General features: G+C 66.0%; 14 protein-coding genes, 2 tRNA genes and 2 pseudogenes. 9 read left to right on the forward strand and 9 right to left on the reverse strand.

Annotation, left to right across the window (positions count from 1 at the left end):
- Positions 1-8: 8 nt before the first annotated feature.
- From metG to ilvD, 8 genes and pseudogenes are all read right to left on the reverse strand, one after another.
- The gene (gene metG, locus OUO20_RS08935; RefSeq protein ID WP_268003252.1) at positions 9-1,568 is read right to left on the reverse strand and encodes a methionine--tRNA ligase; all 1,560 of its coding nucleotides are present in this window, start codon (positions 1,566-1,568) and stop codon (positions 9-11) included.
- Positions 1,569-1,604: 36 nt separating this feature from the next.
- Positions 1,605-2,360 (reverse strand): ABC transporter ATP-binding protein, encoded by a 756-nt coding sequence (locus tag OUO20_RS08940; protein ID WP_018768336.1) that lies wholly within the window; start codon positions 2,358-2,360, stop codon positions 1,605-1,607.
- Positions 2,357-5,153, reverse strand: a pseudogene (locus tag OUO20_RS08945) (ABC transporter permease). The gene OUO20_RS08940 and the pseudogene OUO20_RS08945 overlap by 4 nt, the downstream one beginning before the upstream one ends.
- 218 nt (positions 5,154-5,371) lie before the next feature.
- Positions 5,372-6,961 (reverse strand): phosphoglycerate dehydrogenase, encoded by a 1,590-nt coding sequence (gene serA / locus OUO20_RS08950; protein WP_018768338.1) that lies wholly within the window; start codon positions 6,959-6,961, stop codon positions 5,372-5,374.
- A 125-nt stretch (positions 6,962-7,086) separates the two neighbouring features.
- On the reverse strand, positions 7,087-8,112 hold the full coding sequence (ilvC, locus tag OUO20_RS08955) for a ketol-acid reductoisomerase (RefSeq protein ID WP_026265624.1): 1,026 nt from the start codon (positions 8,110-8,112) through the stop codon (positions 7,087-7,089).
- An 83-nt stretch (positions 8,113-8,195) separates the two neighbouring features.
- Complete coding sequence (gene ilvN, locus OUO20_RS08960) at positions 8,196-8,708, reverse strand: acetolactate synthase small subunit (protein ID WP_018768340.1); 513 nt, start codon at positions 8,706-8,708, stop codon at positions 8,196-8,198.
- A gap of 2 nt (positions 8,709-8,710) precedes the next feature.
- On the reverse strand, positions 8,711-10,618 hold the full coding sequence (locus OUO20_RS08965; RefSeq protein WP_018768341.1) for an acetolactate synthase large subunit: 1,908 nt from the start codon (positions 10,616-10,618) through the stop codon (positions 8,711-8,713).
- A gap of 376 nt (positions 10,619-10,994) precedes the next feature.
- Complete coding sequence (ilvD, locus tag OUO20_RS08970) at positions 10,995-12,713, reverse strand: dihydroxy-acid dehydratase (protein WP_268003253.1); 1,719 nt, start codon at positions 12,711-12,713, stop codon at positions 10,995-10,997.
- Between the two features lie 260 nt (positions 12,714-12,973).
- On the opposite strand from ilvD, the gene OUO20_RS08975 reads away from it, so the two are divergent.
- The 3 genes from OUO20_RS08975 to OUO20_RS08985 all read left to right on the forward strand — a co-directional run bounded on the left by OUO20_RS08975 (position 12,974) and on the right by OUO20_RS08985 (position 15,536).
- Entirely contained in the window at positions 12,974-14,161 is a 1,188-nt protein-coding gene (locus tag OUO20_RS08975; RefSeq protein WP_268003255.1) for a sunset domain-containing protein, read from the forward strand.
- A gap of 55 nt (positions 14,162-14,216) precedes the next feature.
- Positions 14,217-15,347 (forward strand): PQQ-dependent sugar dehydrogenase, encoded by a 1,131-nt coding sequence (locus OUO20_RS08980; protein ID WP_268003256.1) that lies wholly within the window; start codon positions 14,217-14,219, stop codon positions 15,345-15,347.
- A gap of 114 nt (positions 15,348-15,461) precedes the next feature.
- Positions 15,462-15,536, forward strand: a tRNA-Lys gene (locus tag OUO20_RS08985).
- A 167-nt stretch (positions 15,537-15,703) separates the two neighbouring features.
- Here OUO20_RS08985 and OUO20_RS08990 read toward each other — a convergent pair.
- Complete coding sequence (locus tag OUO20_RS08990; RefSeq protein ID WP_018768344.1) at positions 15,704-16,162, reverse strand: MarR family winged helix-turn-helix transcriptional regulator; 459 nt, start codon at positions 16,160-16,162, stop codon at positions 15,704-15,706.
- A 96-nt stretch (positions 16,163-16,258) separates the two neighbouring features.
- On the opposite strand from OUO20_RS08990, the gene bcp reads away from it, so the two are divergent.
- From bcp to OUO20_RS09020, 6 genes and pseudogenes are all read left to right on the forward strand, one after another.
- Complete coding sequence (gene bcp / locus OUO20_RS08995) at positions 16,259-16,732, forward strand: thioredoxin-dependent thiol peroxidase (protein WP_018768345.1); 474 nt, start codon at positions 16,259-16,261, stop codon at positions 16,730-16,732.
- Between the two features lie 119 nt (positions 16,733-16,851).
- Positions 16,852-16,934 (forward strand) — tRNA-Leu (locus OUO20_RS09000).
- Between the two features lie 229 nt (positions 16,935-17,163).
- Entirely contained in the window at positions 17,164-17,856 is a 693-nt protein-coding gene (locus tag OUO20_RS09005; protein ID WP_056387927.1) for a fasciclin domain-containing protein, read from the forward strand.
- A gap of 160 nt (positions 17,857-18,016) precedes the next feature.
- Positions 18,017-19,684, forward strand: coding sequence for an ABC transporter substrate-binding protein (locus OUO20_RS09010; protein WP_261377347.1), 1,668 nt, complete (start codon positions 18,017-18,019; stop codon positions 19,682-19,684).
- 79 nt (positions 19,685-19,763) lie between these two features.
- On the forward strand, positions 19,764-21,266 hold the full coding sequence (locus OUO20_RS09015) for a malate:quinone oxidoreductase (RefSeq protein WP_268003257.1): 1,503 nt from the start codon (positions 19,764-19,766) through the stop codon (positions 21,264-21,266).
- A gap of 68 nt (positions 21,267-21,334) precedes the next feature.
- A pseudogene (locus OUO20_RS09020) lies at positions 21,335-24,563 on the forward strand (efflux RND transporter permease subunit).
- Positions 24,564-24,640: the final 77 nt, after the last annotated feature.

Here is a 24,640-nt window from a genome sequence, read left to right on the forward strand (position 1 = left end):
CCGGAACCTCAGGCTTCGGCCGGTTCCTCGAACTTGGGGAACACAGGAGTGGGAGCCGGCAGTGCCGTTCCCGGGACGATCGGGCTGGCGATGGCGGCGAACTGGCGGGCTTCACCTTCTGCCTGGCCCAGGGCGTCCAGGAGTTTGGCCGTGGCGTTGGGCATGACCGGCTGGGCCAGGATGGCCACGATCCGCAGGACCTCCAGGGTCACGTACAGGACGGTGTTCATGCGTTCGACGTCGGTCTTCCGCAGGACCCAGGGCGCCTGATCGGCGAAGTAGGCGTTGGTGTGGTGCAGCACGCCCCAGACAGCTTCCAGGGCGCGGCTGAATTCCTGCTTGTCGAAGGCGGCGCGGGCGGCGTCCAGCAGGCCGTTGGCCTGGTCAAGGATGGCCTGGTCCGCAGCCGTGAACTCTCCGGGGGTGGGAACCGAGGCGCCGCAGTTCTTCGCCACCATGGACAGCGACCGCTGTGCGAGGTTGCCGAAGTTGTTCGCCAGGTCCGCGTTCATGCGCCCCACGATGGCCTCGTGGTTGTAGCTGCCATCGGCCCCGAACGGGACTTCGCGGAGGAAGAAGAACCGCACCTGGTCCAGCCCATAGCGGGCAACGAAATCGGCAGGAGCCACCACGTTGCCCAGGGACTTGGACATCTTGACCCCGTTGTTGTGCAGGAACCCGTGGATCATGACCCGCTTGGGCAGCTCCAGCCCTGCGCTCATCAGGAAGGCGGGCCAGTAGATGGCGTGGAACCGGGAAATGTCCTTGCCGATGATGTGGACGTCGGCGGGCCAGTACTTCCGGAACTTCTCCGAGTCCACATCCGGGTAACCGACGCCCGTGAGGTAGTTGGTCAGCGCGTCCACCCAGACATACATGACGTGCTTGTCGTTGCCGGGCACGGGAACGCCCCAGTCGAACGTGGTCCGGCTGATGGACAGATCCTCCAGCCCGCGCTTGACGAAGCTGATGACCTCGTTGAACCGGTACTGCGGCGCGCCGAATTCCGGGTGGGATTCATACAGCGCCAGCAGTTTGTCCTGGTAGGCGGACAGCCGGAAGAAGTAGCTCTCCTCCGCCGTCCACGTCACCTCGGTGTCCGTCTCTTTCGAGTAGCGCACGCCGTCGTCCTTGACCACGGTGTCATCCTCGCCATAGAAGGCTTCGTCCCGGACGGAGTACCAGCCCTCGTACTTGGAGAGGTAGATGTCCCCGTTCGCTTCCATCTTCTTCCAGATGGCCTGCGAGGCAGCGTAGTGGTCTTCGTCCGTGGTGCGGATGAAGCGGTCGTAGCTGATGCCCAGCGCGGCGTGCGCAGCCATGTAGACCTCCGCGTTCCGGTCCACCAGCTCCTTGGGCGTGACGCCCTCCTTCTCCGCGGTCTGGGCAATCTTCATGCCGTGCTCGTCCGTGCCGGTCAGGAACATCACGTCATAACCGTCCAGCCGCTTGAAGCGCGCCATGGCGTCGGTGGCTATGTACTCGTAGGCATGGCCGATGTGCGGCACACCGTTGGGGTAGGTGATGGCCGTGGTGATGTAGAACGGCGTTTTTTCTGGAGCAGTCACGTTCGGACGGTTACCTTCAGTGCGGAGTGGGCGGGGCTAGATCAGTTCTGTCAGGGTATCGCTCAGCCGGACCAGTTCGTGGTCGTGGGAGGCCACGAGGACGGCGATCCCGTCAGAGGTGGTGTCCTTCAGGATACTGATGATGCGGTTGGCGGAGGCACGGTCCAGGCTGGCGGTGGGCTCGTCCACCACCAGGACCCTGGTGCCCAGGATCAGGGCGCGGGCGATCGCCACGCGCTGCCGTTCACCGCCGGACAGCTGGGCGGGACGGTGCCGCATCCGCCGGCCAAGGCCCACCAGGTCCAGGAGGTCCTTGGCCATGTCGCGCCGCTGGTCCACTTCGCCGTCCGGAACGGCAGGCAGGAGCACGTTCTCCAGTGCGCTCATGCCGTCGATCAGGGCACCGCCCTGGTCCACATAACCGATCAGTGCACGACGGCGGTCGGCGATTTCGTCGTCGCCCATGCTTTCGAGCGAATCGCCTTCCCAGAAAACGCGGCCCGACGTCGGCAGGGTGAGTCCCGCGCCGACGGTCAGGATGCTGGTCTTGCCGGAGCCGCTTCGGCCGGCCACACAGTGCATTTCGCCGGCGTGCAGGGTCAGGTCGAAGCCTTCCACCACGCTCACGGCCTCGGCGCCGCCCTTTCCACCGCCATAGCGGATGGTGATGTCGCGCATCTCCAGCGGGGTGGCGTGGTCGGCCGACTTGACGATGGTGTTGGCCCGGGTCTGCAGGGGGACCTCGTTGGAGCCGCTCCTGCGGCTGCGCTGGAGGTTCGTCGGGTTTGTCATTGGACCACTTTCGTTGCAATAGGTATCCAGCAAATTACAGCCACCAGGCCGGCTACGGCGGCCCAGATGGCCGCGTAGGGTGCCAGCAGCAGGCCGATGCCCAGGGCGCCCAGCACGCCCAGCGGCAGGGCCACGGTTCCCACCAGTGCGTTCTCGAACAAACGGACCTGGCGGAGCATGTCAGGGTTCCAGCCCATCGCCTGGAGGATGCCAAGGTATTGCCGCTTGGCGTTGAGCTCGAAGCGGCCTGTCACCAGGGTGAGCACCAGTCCCACGGCCACCCCCGCAAGCGCCAGCAGGATGCTCGGCAGGGTGACGCTGGCCGCCGCCAGGCCGCTCAGCGCGCTTGCACCCGCTGCCCGCGGGATGTCGATCAGCAGGGCGATCAGCCCGCCGACGGCGGCACCGAAGACGCCGACCGCAACCGCCAGGGACAACGTGTTGAACTTGTTGGTGCTCAGCTGCCGGTTGGCGAAGGTCAGCGGCGAATCCACCGGGATGAGCCGTTCGTCGTGCTGCGGCTCCTGGTCGATCACGTCGCGGTGGCGGAGCTGCTGCGCGGCGAAGAGGGCCGCGCCGCAGTACAGGACCAGGACGGCGGCGCACACCAGTGCGGTGGCAAGGCTCCAGCTCACCAGGCTCAGCACGATGCCGGCGGCGGCGAGCAGTACGGCCCCGACGCCGAATTCCTCAAGTACCCAGCTGCGGATCCGCCGCTGGGTCCAGCCCATGGCCCGCAGGGTCCCTGCCTCGCTGCGCCGTTTCCGGATGTAGCTCACGGTGGAGGCCCCCGTCAGCAGGGCGGCGCCGCACAGGGTGAGGAACAGCAGCGTGATGTTCGTTCCGGACAGCGCTCCGGCCACGGCTTCGGCAGCGTTCTGCCGGACCCAGGACTGCTGGACGGTGCCCAGGGCGGACTCCTTGCCGGCTCCGTCCTTGGAGTAGCCGGGAACGAAGATGCTGGTGTCCTCACGCGCCGAACCGGCCACCACGGTGGCGTCCAGGCCCATGTCCCTGATCTCGGCGGCGAGCTTCTCCACCTCGGGCTGGGCGTCCTTCCAGCTGCCCGGCGCCTTGGCGCGGACGCGCACGGCGTCGATGACGGCGGCGTTCTGCTTGTAGCCGCGCGCTGCTGCGAGTCCGTAGTAGTCGGTGATGGCACCGGCGGACTGGCTGGCCAGCCCGGTGGCGCTCAACGAGGGCTTCAGGTCTGCTGCGGGAACATCCTTGCCGGCAGCATCCTTGACCAGCGTGAACGGCGTGGGGTCGTAGCCGCCCAGCGGGAGCTTGTTGACGTCCCCGGAGGCCGCCTCGACAGCGGCGGGGTCGAACGTGCCGTACACCATGGGCAACGGCGTTGCCGCCTGCTGCTGGCCGGTGGACAGGTTGTCCCGGTAGGACCGCTCGTCCACCGGGTTCCGCTGGGTCTGGTCAACGGGCGCGCCGTTGGCGGCCTTGTCAGGAAGGCGGTTGACGGTGACCCATTCGCCGGGAACAGCGGTCTTGTCCACGGCACCGTTGGCCGCTGTGTCACTGTCGTTGTATTTGGGGGCGCCGGCGAAGTTGGTGCTCCACTTTGCCGGGGTGTACAGGCCCGCGTTGAAGTTGCCGTTGTTGCCCAGCAGCGACGAGTGGTCCGTGGAGCCCGGCCATGACAAAACGAACGGGTCCTTCGAGACGAACGGCAGGTAATCCTTGCCCAGGGACTTCGACACGGTGCCGACGTCCTTGACTACCTTGCCGGCGTCGTCAATCTCCTCGATCTTGACGTTGTACTTCAGGTCCAGCGATGTTCCGGAACGCACGATCAGCGGGACGGCCTGCGAGCCGCTGGTCAGCTGGCCGGTGCGCTTGGCCTGCTGGTACTGGGTCATCAGCGGAGCCCAGTACTTGAGCTTGACGCCCAGGAAGTCCGGACCTTCCTTGAGCTGGTCCATGCTGATGCCGTTGGTGAAGAGGCCTTCCAGGTAGCGGCCCACGGCGCCCGCGTCGCGTGCGTCGGCGGGCGGGGCCTTCTCCAACGGGGCCAGGAAGTCGCCCGCGGAGCCCAGCAGGGCCCGTTCAGCGGCCGGGTCCACTGCCACCACGGATTCGGTGACCTCGGGAGCCAGCGGGAGGGCGACGGAAAGGCTGAAGAGATTGTGCTCGGAGCCGCCGGCGGGGGCGGGGAATTTGATGCCGGTCTCCCCGCCGGCGGGGCGATGCGGATGCTGCTGCCGCCCTGGGCCTTTTCCTCCACGAGCCGGGCCTTGCCCAGCGTGCCCTCGGCGGTGGTCTTGAAGAGGGTCTGCTCCGAGTTGCCGTCAGAGCTCACTGCGCTGGCGGTCAGCCGGTACTTCTTGGCGGCATCGGTCAGGACCGATTCAGCGGCCGGCCACTTGTCCGGCGAGGTGGCACCCGCCGCCTGGTCCGCGGTGGCGGTGCCGGCCAGCCCGGCGTTGTAGCCGAGGTAGTCCATGGCGTCGAGCCGGGGCGTCTCAAGGTTCTGGGTGACCCGCGAGACCAGGCTGATGGGGGCCGCCACGGACGTGCCGGACAGCTTCCGGATGGAGTCCAGCTGGTCGAAGCCGATGCCGCCGGCGCCGTTGGCGATCTCGGGCTGCAGGAGGGCCCCGGAGGGTGCCTTGGCCTGGACCAGGATGTCGTAGAGCCCCTCGAGTTTTCATCAACCGTGCGGTTGAGCGCAGCCTGTGACTGGCTTTGAACGAGGACCGACAAGCACATGGCTGCGATCAAGATGGCCGCGGTCAACAGCAGCACCCTGCTTCTGATGAACCTCTGGACGGCGTTCATGGAACTCCCTGAAACCTGGATTGCGTGCGCACACTTCCATCCGCCCGGGCAGACGTGGACAATGACGGATGGATGTGCAAAAGGTATTGGCCGGTCTGCCGGCTACGGTCCTGAATCAGGACCAAGCCATTGTAAGCAGACCGGCCAATCATACGTGGCTCCGCAGTGGACGAGGCCCTGCGGAGGGGCGGCAGCGGCGTTTCGGCCGGTGTGTCGCGTTAGTCTTCCAGGTCCACTTCCCGGACCATCTCAGCGCCGATGCCTGCCTTGATGGCGTCCAGCACCTGCTGCGGCACAGAGCTGTCGATGGTCAGCAGGGCAAGGACCTGGCCGCCCTCGTTGGAACGCGCCACCTGCATGCCGGCGATGTTGATGTTGTTCATGCCCAGGATGTGGCCGATGGTTCCGATCACGCCGGGGCGGTCGGTGTAGGCAACCACCACGAGGTGCTCGCTGATGGGGATCTCAACCTCGAAGCCGTTGATGCCCACCAGCTTCTCGATCTGCTTGGGACCGGTCAGGGTGCCGGCCACGGAGATCTGGCTGCCGTCGCTGAGGGCGCCGCGCAGGGTCAGGACGTTGCGGTAGGACTCGGTCTCCGGCGTGGTGATCAGGCGGACGTTGATGCCGCGCTGCTCGGCGATCACCGGGGCGTTGACATAGGACACCTGCTCGGTCACGACGTCGGCGAAGATACCCTTCAGCGCGGCCAGTTCCAGGACCTTGACGTCGAGTGAGGAGATTTCGCCGGCCACCTCGACGTCGAACTGGGTCAGGGAGGCGTGGGTCAGCGCGGTGAAGATGCGGCCCAGCTTCTCGATCAGCGGGATGCCGGGGCGGACGTCGGGGGCAATGACGCCGCCGGCAACGTTGACGGCATCCGGCACCAGCTCGCCGGCGAGGGCGAGGCGGACGGACTTGGCCACGGAGACGCCGGCCTTCTCCTGGGCTTCGTCGGTGGAGGCGCCCAGGTGCGGGGTCACCACCACGTTGTCGAGCTTGAAGAACGGCAGGTCGGTGCTGGGCTCCTTGGCGAAGACGTCCACGCCGGCGCCGGCGATCTCGCCGTCCTGGAGGGCGGTGAAGAGGGCTTCCTCGTCCACCAGGCCACCGCGGGCCACGTTGACCACGTAGGCGGTGCTCTTCATCTTCTTGAACGCGTCAGCGCCCAGCATGCCCACCGTCTCGGGCGTCTTGGGCATGTGGATGGTGATGAAGTCCGACTGGGCCAGGAGTTCGTCCAGGGTCACCAGCTGCACGCCCAGCTGCGCGGCGCGGGCGGAGGTGATGTAGGGGTCGTAGGCAAGGATCTTGGTGTCGAAGCCCTTCAGGCGGGCTGCCACCAGGGCACCGATCCGGCCCAGGCCGATGATGCCGATCTTCTTTTCGAACAGCTCGATGCCGGTGTACTTGGAGCGCTTCCATTCGCCGTCCTTGAGGGCGGCGCTGGCCTGCGGGATGTGGCGGGCCAGGCTCAGGATGTGGCCCACGGTGAGTTCAGCGGCGGACACGATGTTGGACGTGGGCGCGTTGACCACCATGACGCCGGCCTGGGTGGCGGCCTTGATGTCCACGTTGTCCAGCCCCACGCCGGCACGGGCAATGACCTTCAGGTTCTTGGCCGCAGCGATGGCTTCGGCGTCAACCTGGGTGGCGGAGCGGACCAGGATGGCGTCTACGTCACTGATCGCAGAAAGCAGCTGGGAACGGTCGGCACCGTCGGTCTGGCGGATTTCAAAGTCCGGGCCAAGGGCCTCGACGGTGGCGGGGGAAAGTTCTTCGGCGAGCAGTACTACGGGTTTTGACACGGCTGATCCTCTGCGTTGCAGTCCTGGGGATGGAAACAAGTCTAGGCCGACGGAAAGGCCGGGCTCACATTGTTAAGTGTGAACCCGGCCTCACCGTTGCGGTCTATGTGGTTGGGCTGGCAGCCTTAGCGGGCTGCGGAGCCTTCCACGTAGTCGACGTCCTGCTGCTGCCAGGAGAACAGGGAGCGCAGTTCGCGGCCGACAGCCTCGATGGGGTGCTGCTCGGCCTTGGCACGCAGTTCCTTGAACTCCACGCCGCCGTTGTCCTGGTCCTCGATGAAGCGCTTGGCGAAGGCACCGGACTGGATGTCGGCCAGGACGGCCTTCATGTTTTCCTTCACCTGGGGGGTGATGACGCGCGGGCCGGAGACGTAGTCGCCGTATTCTGCGGTGTCCGAGACGCTCCAGCGCTGCTTGGCGATGCCGCCCTCCCACATGAGGTCGACGATGAGCTTGAGCTCGTGCAGCACCTCGAAGTAGGCGATCTGCGGCTGGTAGCCGGCCTCGGTGAGGGTCTCGAAGCCGTACTGGATCAGCTGGGAAACGCCGCCGCAGAGGACAGCCTGCTCGCCGAAGAGGTCCGTTTCGGTCTCTTCGGTGAAGGTGGTCTTGATGACGCCCGCGCGGGTGCCGCCGATGGCCTTGGCGTAGGACTTGGCCAGCTCCCAGGCGTTGCCGGACGCGTCCTGCTCGACGGCGATGATGTCCGGGATGCCGCGGCCGGCCTCGAACTCGCGGCGCACGGTGTGGCCCGGAGCCTTCGGGGCCACCAGGATGACGTCAACGCCTTCCGGTGCCTGGATGTAGCCGAAGCGGATGTTGAAGCCGTGGGCGAACGCCAGTGCCTTGCCGGGGGTCAGCTTGTCCTTGATGGAGTCGTTGTAGATCGCGCGCTGGTGCTGGTCCGGCGCCAGGATCATGATGACGTCAGCCCATTCGGCGGCGTCGGCAACGTTCTTGACCGTGAAGCCTGCATCCTGCGCCTTGGCGGTCGACTTGGAGCCGTCCTTCAGGGCGATGACGACCTCGACGCCGGAATCGCGCAGGTTGAGCGCGTGGGCGTGGCCCTGGGAACCGTAGCCAACGATGGCAACCTTGCGGCCCTGGATGATCGACAGATCGGCGTCGTCGTCGTAGAACATTTCAGTCACTTGCGTAACTCCTCTTGAGTGGTTGTAGATAGTGGTCTTGCGGTGCTGCGGTTACGGGCGCGGGGCCCGCCTTGGGCAGGTGCCTAGGCGGAGCGGAGCGCCCGGTCACTCATGGAGCGGGATCCCCGTCCAACGGCCAGGGTGCCGGACTGCACAATTTCGCGGATGCCGAAGGGCTCCAGCACTGAAAGCAGTGCCGTGAGCTTTTCGGGGTGGCCGGTGGCCTCAATGACGACGGAGTCGGTGGAGACGTCGACCACTGAGGCACGGAACAGGTCTGCGGCCTGGGTTACCTGCAGACGTGTTGCGGCATCCGCACGTACTTTGACCAGGATGTGGTCGCGCTGTACGGAAGATTCTGGGGTCAGCTCAACGATCTTGATGACGTTGATCAGTTTGTTGAGCTGCTTGGTGACCTGCTCGATGAGGTCGCCGTCGGCGTCGACCACCACCGTCATGCGGGATACGCCCGGCACTTCGGTGGGGCCAACGGCCAGGGAGTTGATGTTGAAGGCGCGGCGGGCGAACAGGCTGGCCACGCGGGTCAGGACGCCGGGCTTGTCCTCAACCAGGACGGAGAGTGTGTGGCGGCTCATGCTCAGTCTTCCTCTTCCCATTCCGGGGTCATGTTGCGGGCAACCTGGATCTGGTCGTTGCTCACGCCGGCGGGCACCATCGGCCACACCATGGAGTTGGGGCTCACCACGAAATCGATAACCACGGGGCGGTCGTTGATTTCGAGGGCTTTTTGGATGGTGGCGTCAATGTCCTCGTCGCGTTCGCAGCGGAACGAGGCACAGCCGTAGGCCTCCCCCAGCTTGACGAAGTCCGGGATGCGGACGGTGTCGTGGCCGGTGTTGAGGTCGGTGTTGGAGTAGCGGCCCTCGTAGAAGAGGGTCTGCCACTGGCGCACCATGCCCAGCGAGGAGTTGTTGATGACAGCAACCTTGATGGGGATCTTGTTGATGGCGCAGGTGGCCAGTTCCTGGTTGGTCATCTGGAAGCAGCCGTCGCCGTCGATGGCCCAGACCACCCGGTCCGGCTCGCCCACCTTGGCGCCCATGGCCGCCGGTACGGCGTAGCCCATGGTTCCCGCGCCGCCGGAGTTCAGCCATGCGTGGGGGCGCTCGTACTTGATGAACTGGGCAGCCCACATCTGGTGCTGGCCCACACCGGCCACGTAAACGCCTTCAGGCCCGGTCAGGGCGCCGATCCGCTGGATGACCTTCTGCGGTGCGATGAGGCCGTCGTCAGGCTCCGTCCAGCCCAGCGGATAGGTTTCCTTGAGGTTGTTAAGGAAGGCCCACCAGGTGGTCAAGTCAGGGGCGCCGGAGGCCTCGAACTGGCTGCGTACGGCCTCGGTCAGTTCCGGGATGATCTCCTTGACGGACCCCACAATGGGGACATCGGCGGTGCGGTTCTTGGAGATCTCGGCCGGGTCGATGTCCGCATGGATGACTTTGGCGTTGGGCGCGAAGGTCTTCAGCACGCCGGTCACGCGGTCATCGAAGCGGGCTCCGAGGGTGATCAGCAGGTCGGACTGCTGCAGGGCCGTGACGGCGGAAACGGTGCCATGCATGCCGGGCATGCCCACGTGCTGCGGGTGCGAATCCGGGAATGCACCCTTGGCCATCAGGGTGGTGACGACAGGTGCCCCGGTTGCTTCGGCGAGTGCAAGCAGTTCAGCTGACGCGTGTGCCTTGACCACGCCGCCGCCCACGTACAGTACCGGCTTGGTGGACGCCGCAATGAGCTTGGCCGCCTCGCGGACCTGCTTGTTGTGGCCGCGGGTGACCGGCCGGTAGCCGGGCAGGTCGATCTTCGGCGGCCAGGAGAACGTCATCTGGCCCACCTGGGCGTCCTTGGCGACGTCGACAAGCACGGGGCCCGGACGGCCGGTGGAAGCCAGGTGGAAGGCTTCGGCCATGACGTGCGGGATGTCGTTGGGGTCGGTCACCAGGAAGGAGTGCTTGGTGATGGGCATGGTGATACCCACGATGTCGGCTTCCTGGAAGGCGTCGGTGCCGATGACGCCGCTGGACACCTGGCCGGTGATGGCCACCAGTGGCACGGAGTCCATGTGGGCATCCATGATGGCGGTAACGAGGTTGGTGGCCCCGGGACCCGAGGTGGCGATGCAGACGCCAACCCGCCCGGTGACCATGGCGTAGCCTTGCGCGGCGTGGCCGGCTCCCTGTTCGTGACGGACCAGCACGTGGTTCATGGTGGAGGCCATCAAGGGGTCGTAGGTGGGCAGGATCGCGCCACCCGGCAAACCGAAAATGTCGTCGACGCCGAGTTCTTCGAGCGAGCGGACGATTGCTTGCGAGCCGGTCATCACCGTCGGGGGTACGACGTTGTTCGGCCCAAGGACAGGAGAGACGGCAGCAAGGTCGGCGACGACGGCGGCGTGGTCAGCCGTCCGGTCGGCGCGTTCCGGAGCCTTGGCGGCTCCAGCGGACTTGGTGGCCATCAGCGAGGGGCTGATGGGCGATCCTTTGCTCATCGGACTCTTCCTTGTGGATCTTCTGTGGTTTCTGGCTGAGGGAAATAAAAAAACCCCTCAGCCGGGTGGCTCTGTGAGGGGTTTCGCGCGTGACGGTTCGTTACCAGTGGAGGCTAATGTGCCACGCGCTTGGTAAGGACGACGACGGTGCCGGCGGTAACGAAAGTCATGCGTTCAGTCTTCCCTCTCGGTGAGACAGGTGTCAACGAGCGACAACCCTATCTCACCATGTGGACCCCGTTGTCCACTCTTTGATCCTATCTCGGAAGGACCGACCGAAACCCAACCGCACAGGCGGCAGGGCTTAATAAGGGGGATCCCGAGGGCCCCAAGTGATGCGGCGGCCGCGCCGCATCACTTGGGAAGGGATCACCCGTCAGCCGGTGTAGGCGCCCTGGCTGGCGCTGTGCACCAGCTTGGCGTACTTGGCAAGCACACCCTTGGTGTAGCGGGCAGGGAGCGGCTCCCAGCCCACCTTCCGGGCTTCCAGTTCTGCGTCGTCCACCAGCAGGTCGAAGCTGCGGGCGGCGATGTCCACCCGGATCCTGTCACCGTCCTTCACGAAGGCGATGGGGCCGCCGTCGACCGCTTCCGGGGCAACGTGGCCGATGCACAGGCCGGTGGTGCCGCCGGAGAACCGGCCGTCGGTGAGCAGCAGGACGTCCTTGCCCAGGCCTGCCCCCTTGATGGCGCCGGTGATTGCGAGCATTTCGCGCATGCCGGGGCCGCCCTTGGGTCCTTCGTAGCGGATCACGACGACGTCGCCCGCCTGGATCTTGCCGTTGTCCAGCGCGTCCAGGGCGCCCTGTTCGCGCTCGAACACGCGGGCGGTTCCCTCGAAGACATCGGCGTCGAATCCGGCACTCTTGACGACGGCGCCTTCGGGGGCCATGGAGCCGTGAAGGATGGTGATGCCGCCGGTCTTGTGGATCGGATTGTCCAAAGCGCGGAGGATCTTTCCGTCCACGTCCGGCGGGTTGATCGCTTCCAGGTTTTCCGCAACGGTCTTGCCCGTGACGGTGAGGCAGTCGCCGTGGAGCAGGCCGGCGTCGAGCAGGGCTTTCATGATCACCGGCACGCCGCCGATCCTGTCGACGTCGGTCATCACGTAGCGGCCGAAAGGCTTCAGGTCGCCCAGGTGCGGGATCCTGTCGCCAATGCGGTTGAAGTCGTCAAGGGTGAGCTCAACCTCGGCTTCGCGGGCAATGGCCAGCAGGTGCAGGACGGCGTTGGTGGAGCCGCCGAAGGCCATCGTGACGGCAATGGCGTTCTCGAAGGCGTCCCTGGTCATGATGTCGCGGGCCGTGATGCCCTTGCGCAGGAGGTTGACCACGGCTTCGCCGGACTTGCGGGCGAACTCATCACGACGGCGGTCTGCCGAGGGCGGTGCGGCCGAGCCGGGCAGGGACATGCCCAGGGCCTCGCCGATGCAGGCCATGGTGTTGGCCGTGTACATCCCGCCGCACGCGCCTTCGCCGGGGCAGATGGCCTTTTCGATGCGGGTGAGGTCCTCCATGCTCATCTTGCCGGCCGCGCATGCGCCGACGGCTTCGAAGGCGTCAATGAGGGTGACTTCCTTCTCGGAGCCGTCCTCGAGCTTGACCCAGCCGGGCATGATGGAGCCGGCGTAGAGGAACACGCTGGCAAGGTCCAGTCGGGCCGCCGCCATCAGCATGCCGGGCAGGGACTTGTCGCAGCCGGCCAGGAGGACCGAACCGTCGATCCGTTCCGCCTGCATGACGGTCTCAACGGAGTCGGCGATGACCTCGCGTGAAACCAGGGAGAAGTGCATGCCCTCGTGGCCCATCGAGATGCCGTCGGAGACGGAGATGGTGCCGAACTGCATGGGGAACCCGCCACCTGCGTGGACGCCTTCCTTGGCGCCCTGCGCAAGCCGGTTCAGTGAGAGGTTGCAGGGGGTGATCTCATTCCATGAACTCGCCACGCCCACCTGCGGCTTGGCGAAGTCGTCATCGCCCATCCCGACCGCCCGGAACATGCCGCGCGCGGGGGCCGCATGGATCCCGTCGGTCACGACGCGGCTGCGGGGTTTGATGTCAGGCGTGGTCTCGGAGGCGGTCTGGGCGTCACTCATAGGGGAAAGTCTAGGGCGCAGACCGTCGCGGAAACGACAGTCTGCGCAGAGGTTGGGCCAAAAGGCACGGAAATGGTTGTCAAATAGTGGACATTCGTCTCATATTTCGAGACTCGGCGCAGCGCATGCCGGGTCCCGCCCGGCCGCAGGAGCTTCACGGCCATGACCCCCCGGCGTGGCGCGGGATCTCTGGACAGCAGTGGTGACCCGACGTAGCGTCGGGGACAGGACACCGAGCCACTTGGACCGAAAGGCCTGCCATGGACATTGTTTTCTGGATCATTCTCGTCGTTATCGTCATCATCATCATCGGCTGGCTGGTGAACCGCAGCAGGTCCGCCAATCAGCGCGGCGGATCATCGCCGGGGGCAGGGACGGACAGGGTCCGGACCGATGGAGCGCTCGAAGGCGGCAGTGCCGCGGCCTCCGCCCAGGCTGCGGGCACCACCGGCATCCCCACGGCAGCGGGGTTCGGAAAGCCCGCCGAACCGGCCGTCCTTCCCACCGCTGAGGAACCGGCTGATTCCGCCGCTGCATCCAGCGCCGGCACTCCGGCAGGCGGCACGTCGCCCCGCAGCACGTCACCCGGCAGCACAGAGGACGGGGACGGTCGCAGCCAGGACCAGGCACAGAACCAGGCGGCAGACCAGGCCGAGTGGGAAACCCAGTGGTCCGAGGCCGGCTCCGGGTCAGGCTCCTCCGCCGCAGGTGCAGCCGGAACTCCCGCGGAACAGCCGGCACAGGCCGGAGCTCCCGCCGGGGCGCCGTCCGGGCAGGCTTCACCCCCGGCGACCCGCCCGGTCCACCATGACGAGTACACGGCACCGCACGCCCCCACGCTTCCCGGCGCTGAAACGGCTGCACTGGAAGGCACGGACGACGGCGGCGCGGCGCCAGCGCAGCCGGCCGGCGGGCACGCGCCACGGCACCACGCCGACACGTCCGCATCACCGGCCCACCAGGAGCCGGCCGTGCCGCCAGCCGCCGATGGCACCGAGGGACAGGCCGCAGCGGCCGAAACACTGGACCGCACCCAGTCCTCCGCCCTGGTGGAGAACGGGGCGGATCACCACCAGCCCTCCGGCCAGGACCAGGGTGTGCCCGCGGCCGGGCAGGACGTGGCAGCGGCCGGGCAGGACGTGGCAGCGGCCGGGCAGGGCGCGCCGCCACAAGGCGGGCACGCCCAGGGCGCTCAGGCACAGGGTATGGCTGCCGTCGAGCCGGCCGGACACCTCGCAGCAGATGAGCCCTATGGCGCAGGTTCGGCCGCGCCGGGCCCCGATGGGAGCGGACCGGCGGACTACACCGTGAAGGGCGATGCCGCCGCGATGGTCTACTACGAAGAAGGACATCCCGACTATGAGCAGACCCGGGCGGAAGTCTGGTTTGAATCTGCCGCACACGCGGAGGCCGCCGGCTTCCGCGCGCCCCGGCGCAAACGGCTCTAAGAGGAGGAAGGCCCGCCGCGTTGCGGCGGGCCTTCCTTGCCTGGACTCATCCAAGGTGCTGGCATCGTGCCTGGCGCTGGCCCTGTCCCTGGCGCTTGCCGCCTGCACGGGGACCCCCGGGCCGCCTGCACCGGCCACAGGCACGGCAAGCCGCGGCACCCCGCCGGAAACCGCCGTCGTTGTTCCCCCACTCTCTACCGCCCCTGCCCCTTCCGCTTCTTCTGCCCCCGTACCGGCGGTGCAGGAACGGCTGGACCTCCAGCTGAGCATCCCTTGGGCGGCGGTCTTCCTTCCGGACGGCACCGCCATCATCTCCGAGCGGGACACAGCGCTCCTGAAGGCCGTCCGGGAAGGAAAAGCCACAACGCTTGGCAAAATCCCGGGCGTGGTCCCCGCCGGGGAAGGGGGCCTGCTTGGCCTGGCACTGTCCCCGCACTTCGCCACGGACCACCTGCTGTACACGTACCTGACCGCACAGGAGGACAACCGCGTCATCCGGCTTACCGTCAAGGCCAATGGCGATGGTTCCCTGGCGCTCGGCCAGCCCCAGGTTGTGTTTTCAGGAATCCCAAAGGCCACCACCCACAACGGCGGCAGGATCCGCTTTGGCCCGGACGGCCTCCTGTACGTGGGCACCGGCGACGCCCAGCGCCGCGGGCAGCCGCAGGACCCCAACGCCCTGGGCGGAAAAATTCTTCGGCTTACGCCCGACGGCAGCCCCGCCCCGGGCAACCCGTTCGGCAACGCCACTTACAGCCTGGGCCACCGGAACGTCCAGGGCCTGGCCTGGGATGACGCCGGCAGGCTGTGGGCCAGCGAGTTTGGACCCGACGTGGACGACGAACTGAACCTGATTGTGCCGGGCGCCAACTACGGCTGGCCGCTGGTCACCGGCGCACCGCACCGGGCGGAGTTCCAGGATGCAAAAGTGGTGTGGCCGTCGACGAGCGATTCTTCACCCAGCGGACTGGAGATAGCCGGGGGTGTTGCCTATCTGGGCGCCCTCCGGGGGCAGCGCCTGTGGACGGTGCCGCTCAACGGGACAGAGGCGGGCACCCCTGTGGCCTATTTCACAGGCGGATACGGCCGGATCCGCGACGTGATTCGGACCCCGCAGGGAGGTTTGTGGCTGCTGACGAACAACGAAAACCCTGATTTCGTGCTGGTTTTGCGCCCATTCCAGTGATTCAGGCACCGCCACCCGGGCCGATTTCACTTGCACCAAAAGTTCGTGTAGAGTTTCATGTCGTTGCGGAGATCAACGGGAAAGAAAAAGCCCGGGGATGGAAGCAAAAAAGATGCACCTCTAGCTCAATTGGCAGAGCAATTGACTCTTAATCAATGGGTTCCGGGTTCAAGTCCCGGGGGTGCACCACTGGGAAAACAGCCTCCGGTTTGTGGAAACACAAACCGGAGGCTGTTTTGTTTTAGGGCTTCACGGCGTCCGGAACGGGCACCCCGCAGTCGGGCACCAAAAAGCGCGGTCCCGGCTTTTCCATGCCGGGACCGCGCTTTTCCTTAAACGGCCTGCGGGGCCAACTGCTACTTGGCGGCGTTGTCCACCAGGTCGCCCGCGTTGCTGGGCGTGGTGGAGAACTGGCTGGCCAGTTCGCGCACTACGGCCTTGAGTTCCTGGCGCAGCAGTTCGGGGTCGATCGACGCCGATGCCAGCACGGAGCGCTCCATCTCCACGGCCTGGGCAACGGCTTCCTTGCCCTGCTCGGTGAGCGACACGACGTGGCTCCTGCGGTCCGAGGTGCTGCGGACCCGGACGATGTGGCCGTGGGACTCAAGCCGGCTGAGTGTCTTGCCCATGGTCTGGGCCTGGACACGGACATACTGGGCAAGCTGCGCCTGGGTCATGGGTCCTTGCGCGGCAAGGACCTCGATGGCGATAACACCGGCGTGGGTGAGTCCGATGGCGCCAAGTTTTTCGTTCCAGGAGTGTTCAACGAGGCGCGCAGCAGTGGACAGGAGGCGCCCTGTGGGCCAGTGATCCATATCAGGCATAGCAGCAAGTATAGCCAAATGCCGATTAGCACTCGCCCCACGTGCTTACTAGGCTGTTGTGTCCCGCCCGCGACAAGGAGAAAAACAATGGCTGAAAGACTCGTTACCGGCGACAAAGCACCCGCTTTCACTCTTCAGGATTCGACCGGCAAGGACGTCAGCCTGGCTCCCCGGCCCGGCCGCTCCACCATTGTGTATTTCTACCCGGCCGCCTCCACGCCCGGCTGTACCAAAGAAGCCTGCGACTTCCGGGACAGCCTTGCGTCGCTGCAGGCCTCCGGCTTCGACGTCCTTGGCATCTCCCCCGACCCGGTTGAAAAACTGGCCAAGTTCGCTGCCAACGAGTCGCTGACGTTCCCCCTGCTCTCCGACGCGGACCACGCGGTGGCCGAGGCTTACGGCGCCTGGGGCGAAAAGAAGAACTACGGCAAGACGTACCAGGGCCTTATCCGCTCCACAATCGTCGTGGACCCCTCTGGCAACGTTTCCCTTGCCCAATACAACGTCCGCGCCACGGGACACGTCGCCAAACTGCGGCGGGACCTCAATCTGGACAACTGACCCCGCAGGCAACCGCCCCTGTCAGTTGTCCAGGCACCCTCCCAGCCACGTACCCGGGCAACGCTACAATGGACACTGGCATCCGCCGTCGAACCTTCAGGGTTCCCGGCAGGAAACCGCGCGCGAGTGGTGAAATTGGCAGACACGCAGGATTTAGGTTCCTGTGCCTTCGGGCGTGGGGGTTCAAGTCCCCCTTGCGCACCTGGGATCCCCCGGCTTCGGCCGGGGGATTTTGCGTTTAAGGCATGACGGTGCTTGGGCCGGATTAGTGCCTCAAATCGAAAAACTCCAAAGATCACCCATCCACCACTGCCCAACGGCCGAATAGCCATTGAGACACCAGCCAAGGGCAGGTGCTTACCCCAAGGCAGACTGCAGGCCGCGGACATCCCATCCGGGGCGGCAGGCAAAACGATCCAAGGAGAACTGAAATGCAGACCTTCAAGCGCACAACTTTCACCGTCGCAGGCGTTGCAGCGGCCGCTCTGCTCAGCCTCACCGCATGTGGCGGTTCCGGCAGCACCTCCGGTTCGTCGGCGTCGTCGGCGCCGATGTCATCCTCCCCCAGCTCCAGCATGGCGTCCCCGTCCGCCAGTGCGTCGGCCAGCTCCTCGGCCGGCATGATGGACCCGGCCGCAAACCTGGTTGGCCCAGGCTGCGCCGCCTACGCCAAGCAGGTTCCCACCGGTGCGGGCTCGGTGGAGGGCATGGCCCTGGACCCGGTGGCCGTCGCCGCCTCCAACAACCCGATCCTGACCACGCTCACCGCTGCAGTCTCCGGCAAGCTGAACCCCAAGGTGGACCTGGTTGACACGCTCAACGGCGGCGAATTCACCGTCTTCGCGCCGGTGGACGACGCCTTCAAGAAGATCGACGCCGCCACGATCGAGACCCTGAAGACGGACGATGCGCTGCTCAGCAAGATCCTGACCTACCACGTGGTTCCCGGCCAGATCACCCCGGACAAGATTGCCGGCACGCACGCCACGGTCCAGGGCGGCTCCGTCACCGTCACCGGCAGCGGCGACAACCTCAAGGTGGACAACGCCAACGTGGTCTGCGGCGGCGTCAAGACCAAGAATGCGACGGTCTACCTGGTCGACTCCGTCCTCATGCCCAAGTAAGCCCTCTCTTCCCCACATGACCAAGGCCGGGTCCGCTGCAACGAGCGGGCCCGGCCCTGGCGCGTCCCGGACGTGCCTGGGATTGGCCCCATGCCTTGTCCTCTAGACTGGTCCCGGCCCGCAAGGGGCGGAGCCGGCAGCATCCAGAGGTGATAAACGAGTGCCCAGCAGTACATCGCGGCGAACGGTCATCAAGGCCGGCGCCGTCCTCATGGCGCTGGGCATGACGTCATGCACCGGGACGCCGTCCCCTTCCCCCACATCCGGAACGCCCAGTTCCGCGCGGGCGGAGCCTGATGCCACCTTCAGTTTCGGCACGGCCGCCCAGCCCCTGGGACTGGATCCCGCCCTGTCCAGCGACGTGGAGTCGCAGCGCATCACCCGCCAGATCCTTGAAGGCCTTGTGGGCGTGGACCAGACCACCGGCAAGCCGACCCCGCTGCTGGCCACGGAATGGAACGAGTCCAACGAGGGCCGGACCTACACCTTCAAGCTCCGCTCCGGGGTTACGTTCCAGGACGGCACGCCATTCAACGCCGATGCCGTCTGCGCCAACTTCAACCGCTGGTTCGCGTTTCCCGCCGAGTTGCGGAGGCAGGCGCCAGGCAGCTCGTTCAAGAGCGTGTTCAAGGCGCACTCGGACGAGCCCGGATTGTCCATCTTCAAGAGCTGCACGGCGGTCTCGGCCGACACCGTCCAGATCGACCTGACGCAGCGCTTCACGGCGTTCCTCCAGGCCCTGACCCTGCCGGCTTTCGCCATTGCGTCCCCTGGGGCCCTTGCCGCCGGCACGGCAGACGTCCTGGACCAGAACCGGGGCGGCCAGGCCATGTCCAGGTTCGCCACGAACCCCGTCGGCACCGGGCCCTTCACCCTGGCGGCGTGGGGCAGCGACAGTGTCACCCTCTCCAGCAACAAGACCTACTGGGGTGACCGCGGCCAGATCGCCACCATCAATTTCCAGGCCTACAACCATCCCCAGATTCGCCTCCAGGCCCTGCTGGACGGAAAGATCGACGGCTATGACGCCGTGACCGTGGGGAATTTCGACCAACTGGTCAAGCGCGGCAAACAGATTGTGCAGCGCGACCCGTTCTCGGTGATGTACGTCGGCATGAACCAGGACATCCCGGTACTGCAGAACCAGAAGATCCGGCAGGCGGTGGAGCTTGCGATCGACAAGGAAACCCTGATCCGGAAGTTCTTTATCGACAACACGGCCAAAGCCACGCAGTTTGTCCCGCCCAAGATCAGCGGCTTCAACAATGACGCCCCGGCACTCGGGCACGATCCGTTGAAGGCCAAGGATTACCTCAAGGAGGGCGGCTACGCGGGCGAGGAACTGAAGTTCTACTACCCCATGAACGTCACCCGGCCCTACCTGCCCACGCCGGAAAAGGTTTACGCCGAGCTCAGCCGCCAGCTCACCGCCGTCGGCTTCAATATCCGTCCTGTCCCCGTGGACTGGTCGGACGGCTACCTCCAGAAGGTCCAGTCCGCCGGCGACCACGCGCTGCACATCCTCGGCTGGAACGGCTCGTACTCGGACGCGGACAACTTCGTCGGCCCTCTCTTCGGAGAGAAGAACGGCGAGTTCGGCTACCAGGATCCCCAGGTGTTCTCGAAGATCAACCGGGCACGGGGACTGCCTGACGGCAAGGAACGGGATGAGCTTTATCACACCATCAATGCCCAGATCGCCGCGACCGTGCCGGCAGTCCCCATCGCCTTCCCCATCTCCGCGCTTGCCCTGTCAGACCGGGTGCTGAGCTACCCTGCATCGCCGGTCTTAAACGAAGTTTTCACGAAGGTCCAGCTAAAGCCTTGACGGGCCCGGCCAATTTCAGTATGCGGGCCGCGCGGGGATATTCTGTGACAGCCAGAGCCGCTGCAATCGGAGACTGATCGTGACCTTCATTTCCAAGACCCCACACGCCGACGTTGTCCTGATAGGCGGCGGCATCATGAGCGCCACCCTGGGGGCATTCCTCAAGCAGCTGGAGCCGGACTGGACCATCTCCCTGTTCGAACGGCTGGACCAGCCGGGCCTCGAAAGCTCGGACCCCTGGAACAACGCGGGCACGGGCCACGCCGCCCTCTGCGAACTCAACTACTCCCCCGCAGCCAAAGACGGCTCGGTCAACCCCGGCAAGGCACTGCTCATCAACGAACAGTTCCAGCTTTCCCGCCAGTTCTGGTCCCACCTGGTGGACAACAACCTGATCGGTTCGCCCAAGGGCTTCATCAACACTGTCCCGCACATGAGCTTCGTGATCGGCGAGGACCACACCCGGTTCCTGAAGACCCGCTACGAGGCGCTGAAGCCGCACCCCCTGTTCCGCAGCATGGAGTACTCCGAGGACCACGCGCAGATCGCCAAGTGGGCGCCACTGATCGTCAAGGGACGCGACCCCCAGCAGCGCATCGCCGCCACCCGCGCTGCCGAGGGCACCGACGTCGACTTCGGGGCACTCACGCGCGAGCTGGTGACCTACCTTGGGCACAACGGCGTCGAAATCAACTACAACCACGACGTCACCGGGATCTCCCGCGCCTCCGACGGCGGCTGGGACCTGACGCTGAAGTACCCCAAGTCCGGGGAACACGGCAAGATCCACGCCAAGTTCGTCTTCGTCGGAGCCGGCGGCGGGGCCCTGCACCTGCTGCAGGCCTCCGGCATCCCCGAAAGCAAGGGCTATGGCGGCTTCCCCGTCTCCGGCCAGTTCTTCCGCTGCACGGACGAGGCCATCGCGGCCCAGCACAGTGCCAAGGTCTACGGCCAGGCCTCCGTGGGCGCTCCCCCCATGTCTGTTCCGCACCTGGACACCCGCTACGTCAACGGGAAGCGTTCGCTCCTGTTCGGTCCGTACGCCGGCTTCTCCACCAACTTCCTGAAGAACGGCTCCTACCTGGACCTGCCGCTGTCCATCCGGCCCGGGAACATCATCCCGATGCTGGCCGTGGCCAAGGACAACATGGACCTCACCGCGTACCTCGTCAAGGAAGTGGTCAAGCGGCACGACCAGAAGGTTGAGGCACTGCGCGAGTACTACCCCGAGGCAAAGGGCGGGGACTGGGAACTCATCACCGCCGGCCAGCGTGTACAGATCATCAAGAAAGACCCGCAAAAGGGCGGCATCCTTCAGTTCGGTACCGAAGTGATTGCCGGCCGCGACGGCTCCATCGGTGCGCTCCTGGGCGCGTCGCCCGGAGCCTCAACCGCTGTCCCCATCATGATCGAACTGCTGCAGAAGACGTTCCCCAAGAACTTCAAGGGCTGGCAGGGCAAGCTCAAGGACATGATGCCCGGCTACGGGGTGAAGCTGGATGAGAATCCGGACCTTGCCGCGGAGCTGGAACGGGCAACGGCCGCGTCCCTCCAGCTGGAGAGCGTTTCCGCCAGCCACTGACCCTGCGGGGCCAGCGGCTGGCACCCCCAGGGCATGTACCAGTCACTTAGACCCCCAGGAGACCACCCATGTTCCGGCTGGCGCACCTTTCCCTGGCAAACCGGGCCCTGATCGCACTGATCACCGTGTTCGCCTCGGTCTTCGGCGTGATCACCATGTCATCGCTGAAGCAGGAACTCATCCCTTCCATTGAGTTCCCGCAGATCACGGTGCTCAGCTCCATGCCGGGCGCGTCGCCGGAAGTGGTGGACAAGCAGGTCAGCGGCCCGCTTGAGAAAGCGCTGAACGGCGTGGAGGGGCTGGAATCCACCTCCTCCACGTCACGCACCGGCGTCTCCCAGATCACCATGGTGTTCACGTACGGGTCGAACCTGGACCGGGCCAGGAACCAGATCGACCGGGCCATCTCCAATGCCAAGCGGTCCCTGCCCAGCGATGTCCAGCCGCAGGCCATTGCCGGAAGCATCAGCGACTTCCCCATCGTCTTCCTCGCCGTCTCCTCGGACAAGACGCTCAGCGAGCTGAATGCCGACCTGCAGCGCCTGAGCGTTCCCCGGCTGCAGAAGATCGACGGCGTCCGCAGCGCCGATGTCACCGGCGGCGCATCCCAGCACATCGAGATCCTTCCCAGGGCCGACGCCATGGCAGCGGCGGGTACAGGTGTCACCTCCATCCGGGACGCGCTGTCCAATAACGGCGCGCTGGTCCCCGCCGGGACGCTCCAGGAGCAGGGCAAGACGCTGTCGCTTCAGATTGGCAGCCCGGTGGACTCCCTGGACGCCATCAAGGCACTCCCGCTGGCAGGTGCCAGGAATGGGGCAACAATCGGCTCCGTTGCCGATGTTTCCCTCAAGGATGACGAACGCACCTCCATCACCCGCACCAACGGCGCCGAAACCCTTGCCATCTCCGTGACCAAGAAACCCGAGGGCGACACGGTGGGCATCTCCCATGCGGTGCGGGACTCGCTGAAGGACCTGGAGGCGGAACTGGGCTCCAACGCCAGGTTCACGCCGGTCTTCGACCAGGCACCCTTCATCGAAAAGTCCATCAAGGACCTCACCACGGAAGGCCTGCTGGGACTGGGCTTCGCCGTCGCCATCATCCTGCTCTTCCTGATGTCCGCCCGCTCCACGCTGGTCACAGCGGTGTCCATTCCGCTGTCCCTGCTGATCACGTTCATCGGCCTGTCGGCCACCGGCTACTCGCTGAACATCCTGACGCTCGGCGCGCTCACCATCGCGATCGGGCGCGTGGTGGACGACTCCATCGTTGTCATCGAAAACATCAAGCGGCACCTCAGCTACGGTGAGGAAAAGTCGACGGCGATCCTCACCGCCATCAGGGAGGTGGCCGGCGCCATCACCGCCTCCACCCTGACCACGGTGGCGGTGTTCCTGCCCATCGCCTTCGTCGGCGAACTGGCCGGCGAACTCTTCCGGCCATTCGCTTTGACCGTGACCATGGCACTGCTGGCGTCGCTGCTGGTGTCGCTGACCATCGTCCCCGTGCTCGCCTACTGGTTCCTAAAAACCCCAAGGGCGCGGCGGGCAGGGCGCCCGCCGGCTCCCCCGAGGCCCGGCGGATCGCCGAGGAGGCGAAAGCGAAGGCCCACGAAGCCGAACAGCGAAGCCGCCTGCAGCGCGGCTACCTGCCCATCCTCCGGTCCACGCAGAAGCACCCCGTCATCACCCTGGTTGCCGCGGTCCTGGTGCTCGGTGCCACCGGTGCCATGACACCACTGCTTGCCACGAACCTCCTGGGAAACTCGGGACAGAACAGCCTGACCGTACGGCAGGTGCTGCCGGCCGGGACCAGCCTGGCCGACACCAGCGCCGCCGCCATCCGCCTCGAAGAGGTGCTGCGGGGCATTGACGGCATCAAGGACGTCCAGGTGACCTCCGGCAACGCCCAGGCCGGCTTCGCCGCGCTCACCTCCACCGGATCCTCCAACTCCACCTTCACAGTGGTGACAGACGAAAAGGCCAACCAGGAGCGCCTCCAGGAGACAGTTCGCTCAGAGCTTGCGAAGGTGCCCGACTCGGGCAAGGTATCGGTGGGCACCCAGCAGGGCGGCTTCGGCACGTCATCCACCGTGGACATCACGCTGAAGGCTGCCAGCAGCGCCGACCTGCAGGCCGCCAGCGACACCATGGTCGCGGCCATGACGGGCGTGCCCGGCACCAGCGAAGTTGCCAGCAACCTGGCCGCCAGCAACCCTGTGGTGCAGGTCAAGGTGGACAGGGCCAAAGCCGTCGCCGCCGGCCTGAACGAGCAACAGGTGGCCGGGGTCCTGGCATCGACCATCAGCCCCATCCCTGCGGGCACGGTCCGGATCGATACCAACGATTTTCCCGTCCGCATCGGCCAGGGCACCAAGTTCACCAGCATCGACGCCGTCCGGAACATCCCGCTGCCCGCAGGCGGCCGGCCTGTAACGCTGGGAAGCATCGCGTCCGTGGAGCAGGTGGACGTCCCCGTCTCCATCACCGCCAGCAATGGCGAGCGGACCGCCAAGGTGTCCATCACGCCGTCGGGCTCCAACCTGGGCGCGGTGAACACGGAAGTCCAGAAGCGCCTGGCGGACGTCCAGCTGCCCGCCGGCGTCACCGCGGCGATCGGCGGCGCCACCACCCAGCAGGCAGAATCGTTCCGGCAGCTGGGCCTGGCCCTGCTGGCAGCCATCGCCATTGTCTACGTGATCATGGTGGCCACCTTCAAGTCGCTCGTCCAGCCGCTGATCCTGCTGGTCTCGGTTCCGTTCGCAGCGACCGGCGCGGTGGCCCTGCTGCTGCTCACCGGAGTGCCCCTGGGCCTGCCGTCGCTCATCGGCATGCTGATGCTGGTGGGCATCGTGGTTACCAACGCCATCGTGCTGATCGACCTGATCAACCAGTACCGGCAGCCGCGCGACGGCAGGCCCGGCATGAACGTGGCGGACGCCATCACCAACGGCGCACGCCAGCGCCTCCGCCCCATCCTGATGACGGCCCTTGCCACGGTCTTCGCCCTGACGCCGATGGCCCTGGGCATCACGGGCGGCGGCGGGTTCATCTCGCAGCCGCTGGCCGTGGTGGTGATCGGCGGGCTGGTGTCCTCCACCGCACTGACCCTGATCCTGGTCCCGGTGCTGTACCGGCTGGTGGAGGGACGGCGTGAGAAAAGGCACTCCTGCGCGACCTGCAGGCCCGCCCCGAAATGGGACCGGGTGCCGACCTCGACGCCGAATTCATGGACTGGACCACCGGCCAGGTCCCCAAGGTCAGCGGCCGGCGCGCCGCTCCCGGCGCAGACTAAACGGCGGAATATTTCCGGCGTGGCTGCGTTGTATCCGGCGATAGATGCAAATGCATCTAAATTGGTTTACACTGGAG

This window comes from Arthrobacter sp. FX8 (assembly GCF_026723805.1).
GTDB lineage: Bacteria > Actinomycetota > Actinomycetes > Actinomycetales > Micrococcaceae > Arthrobacter.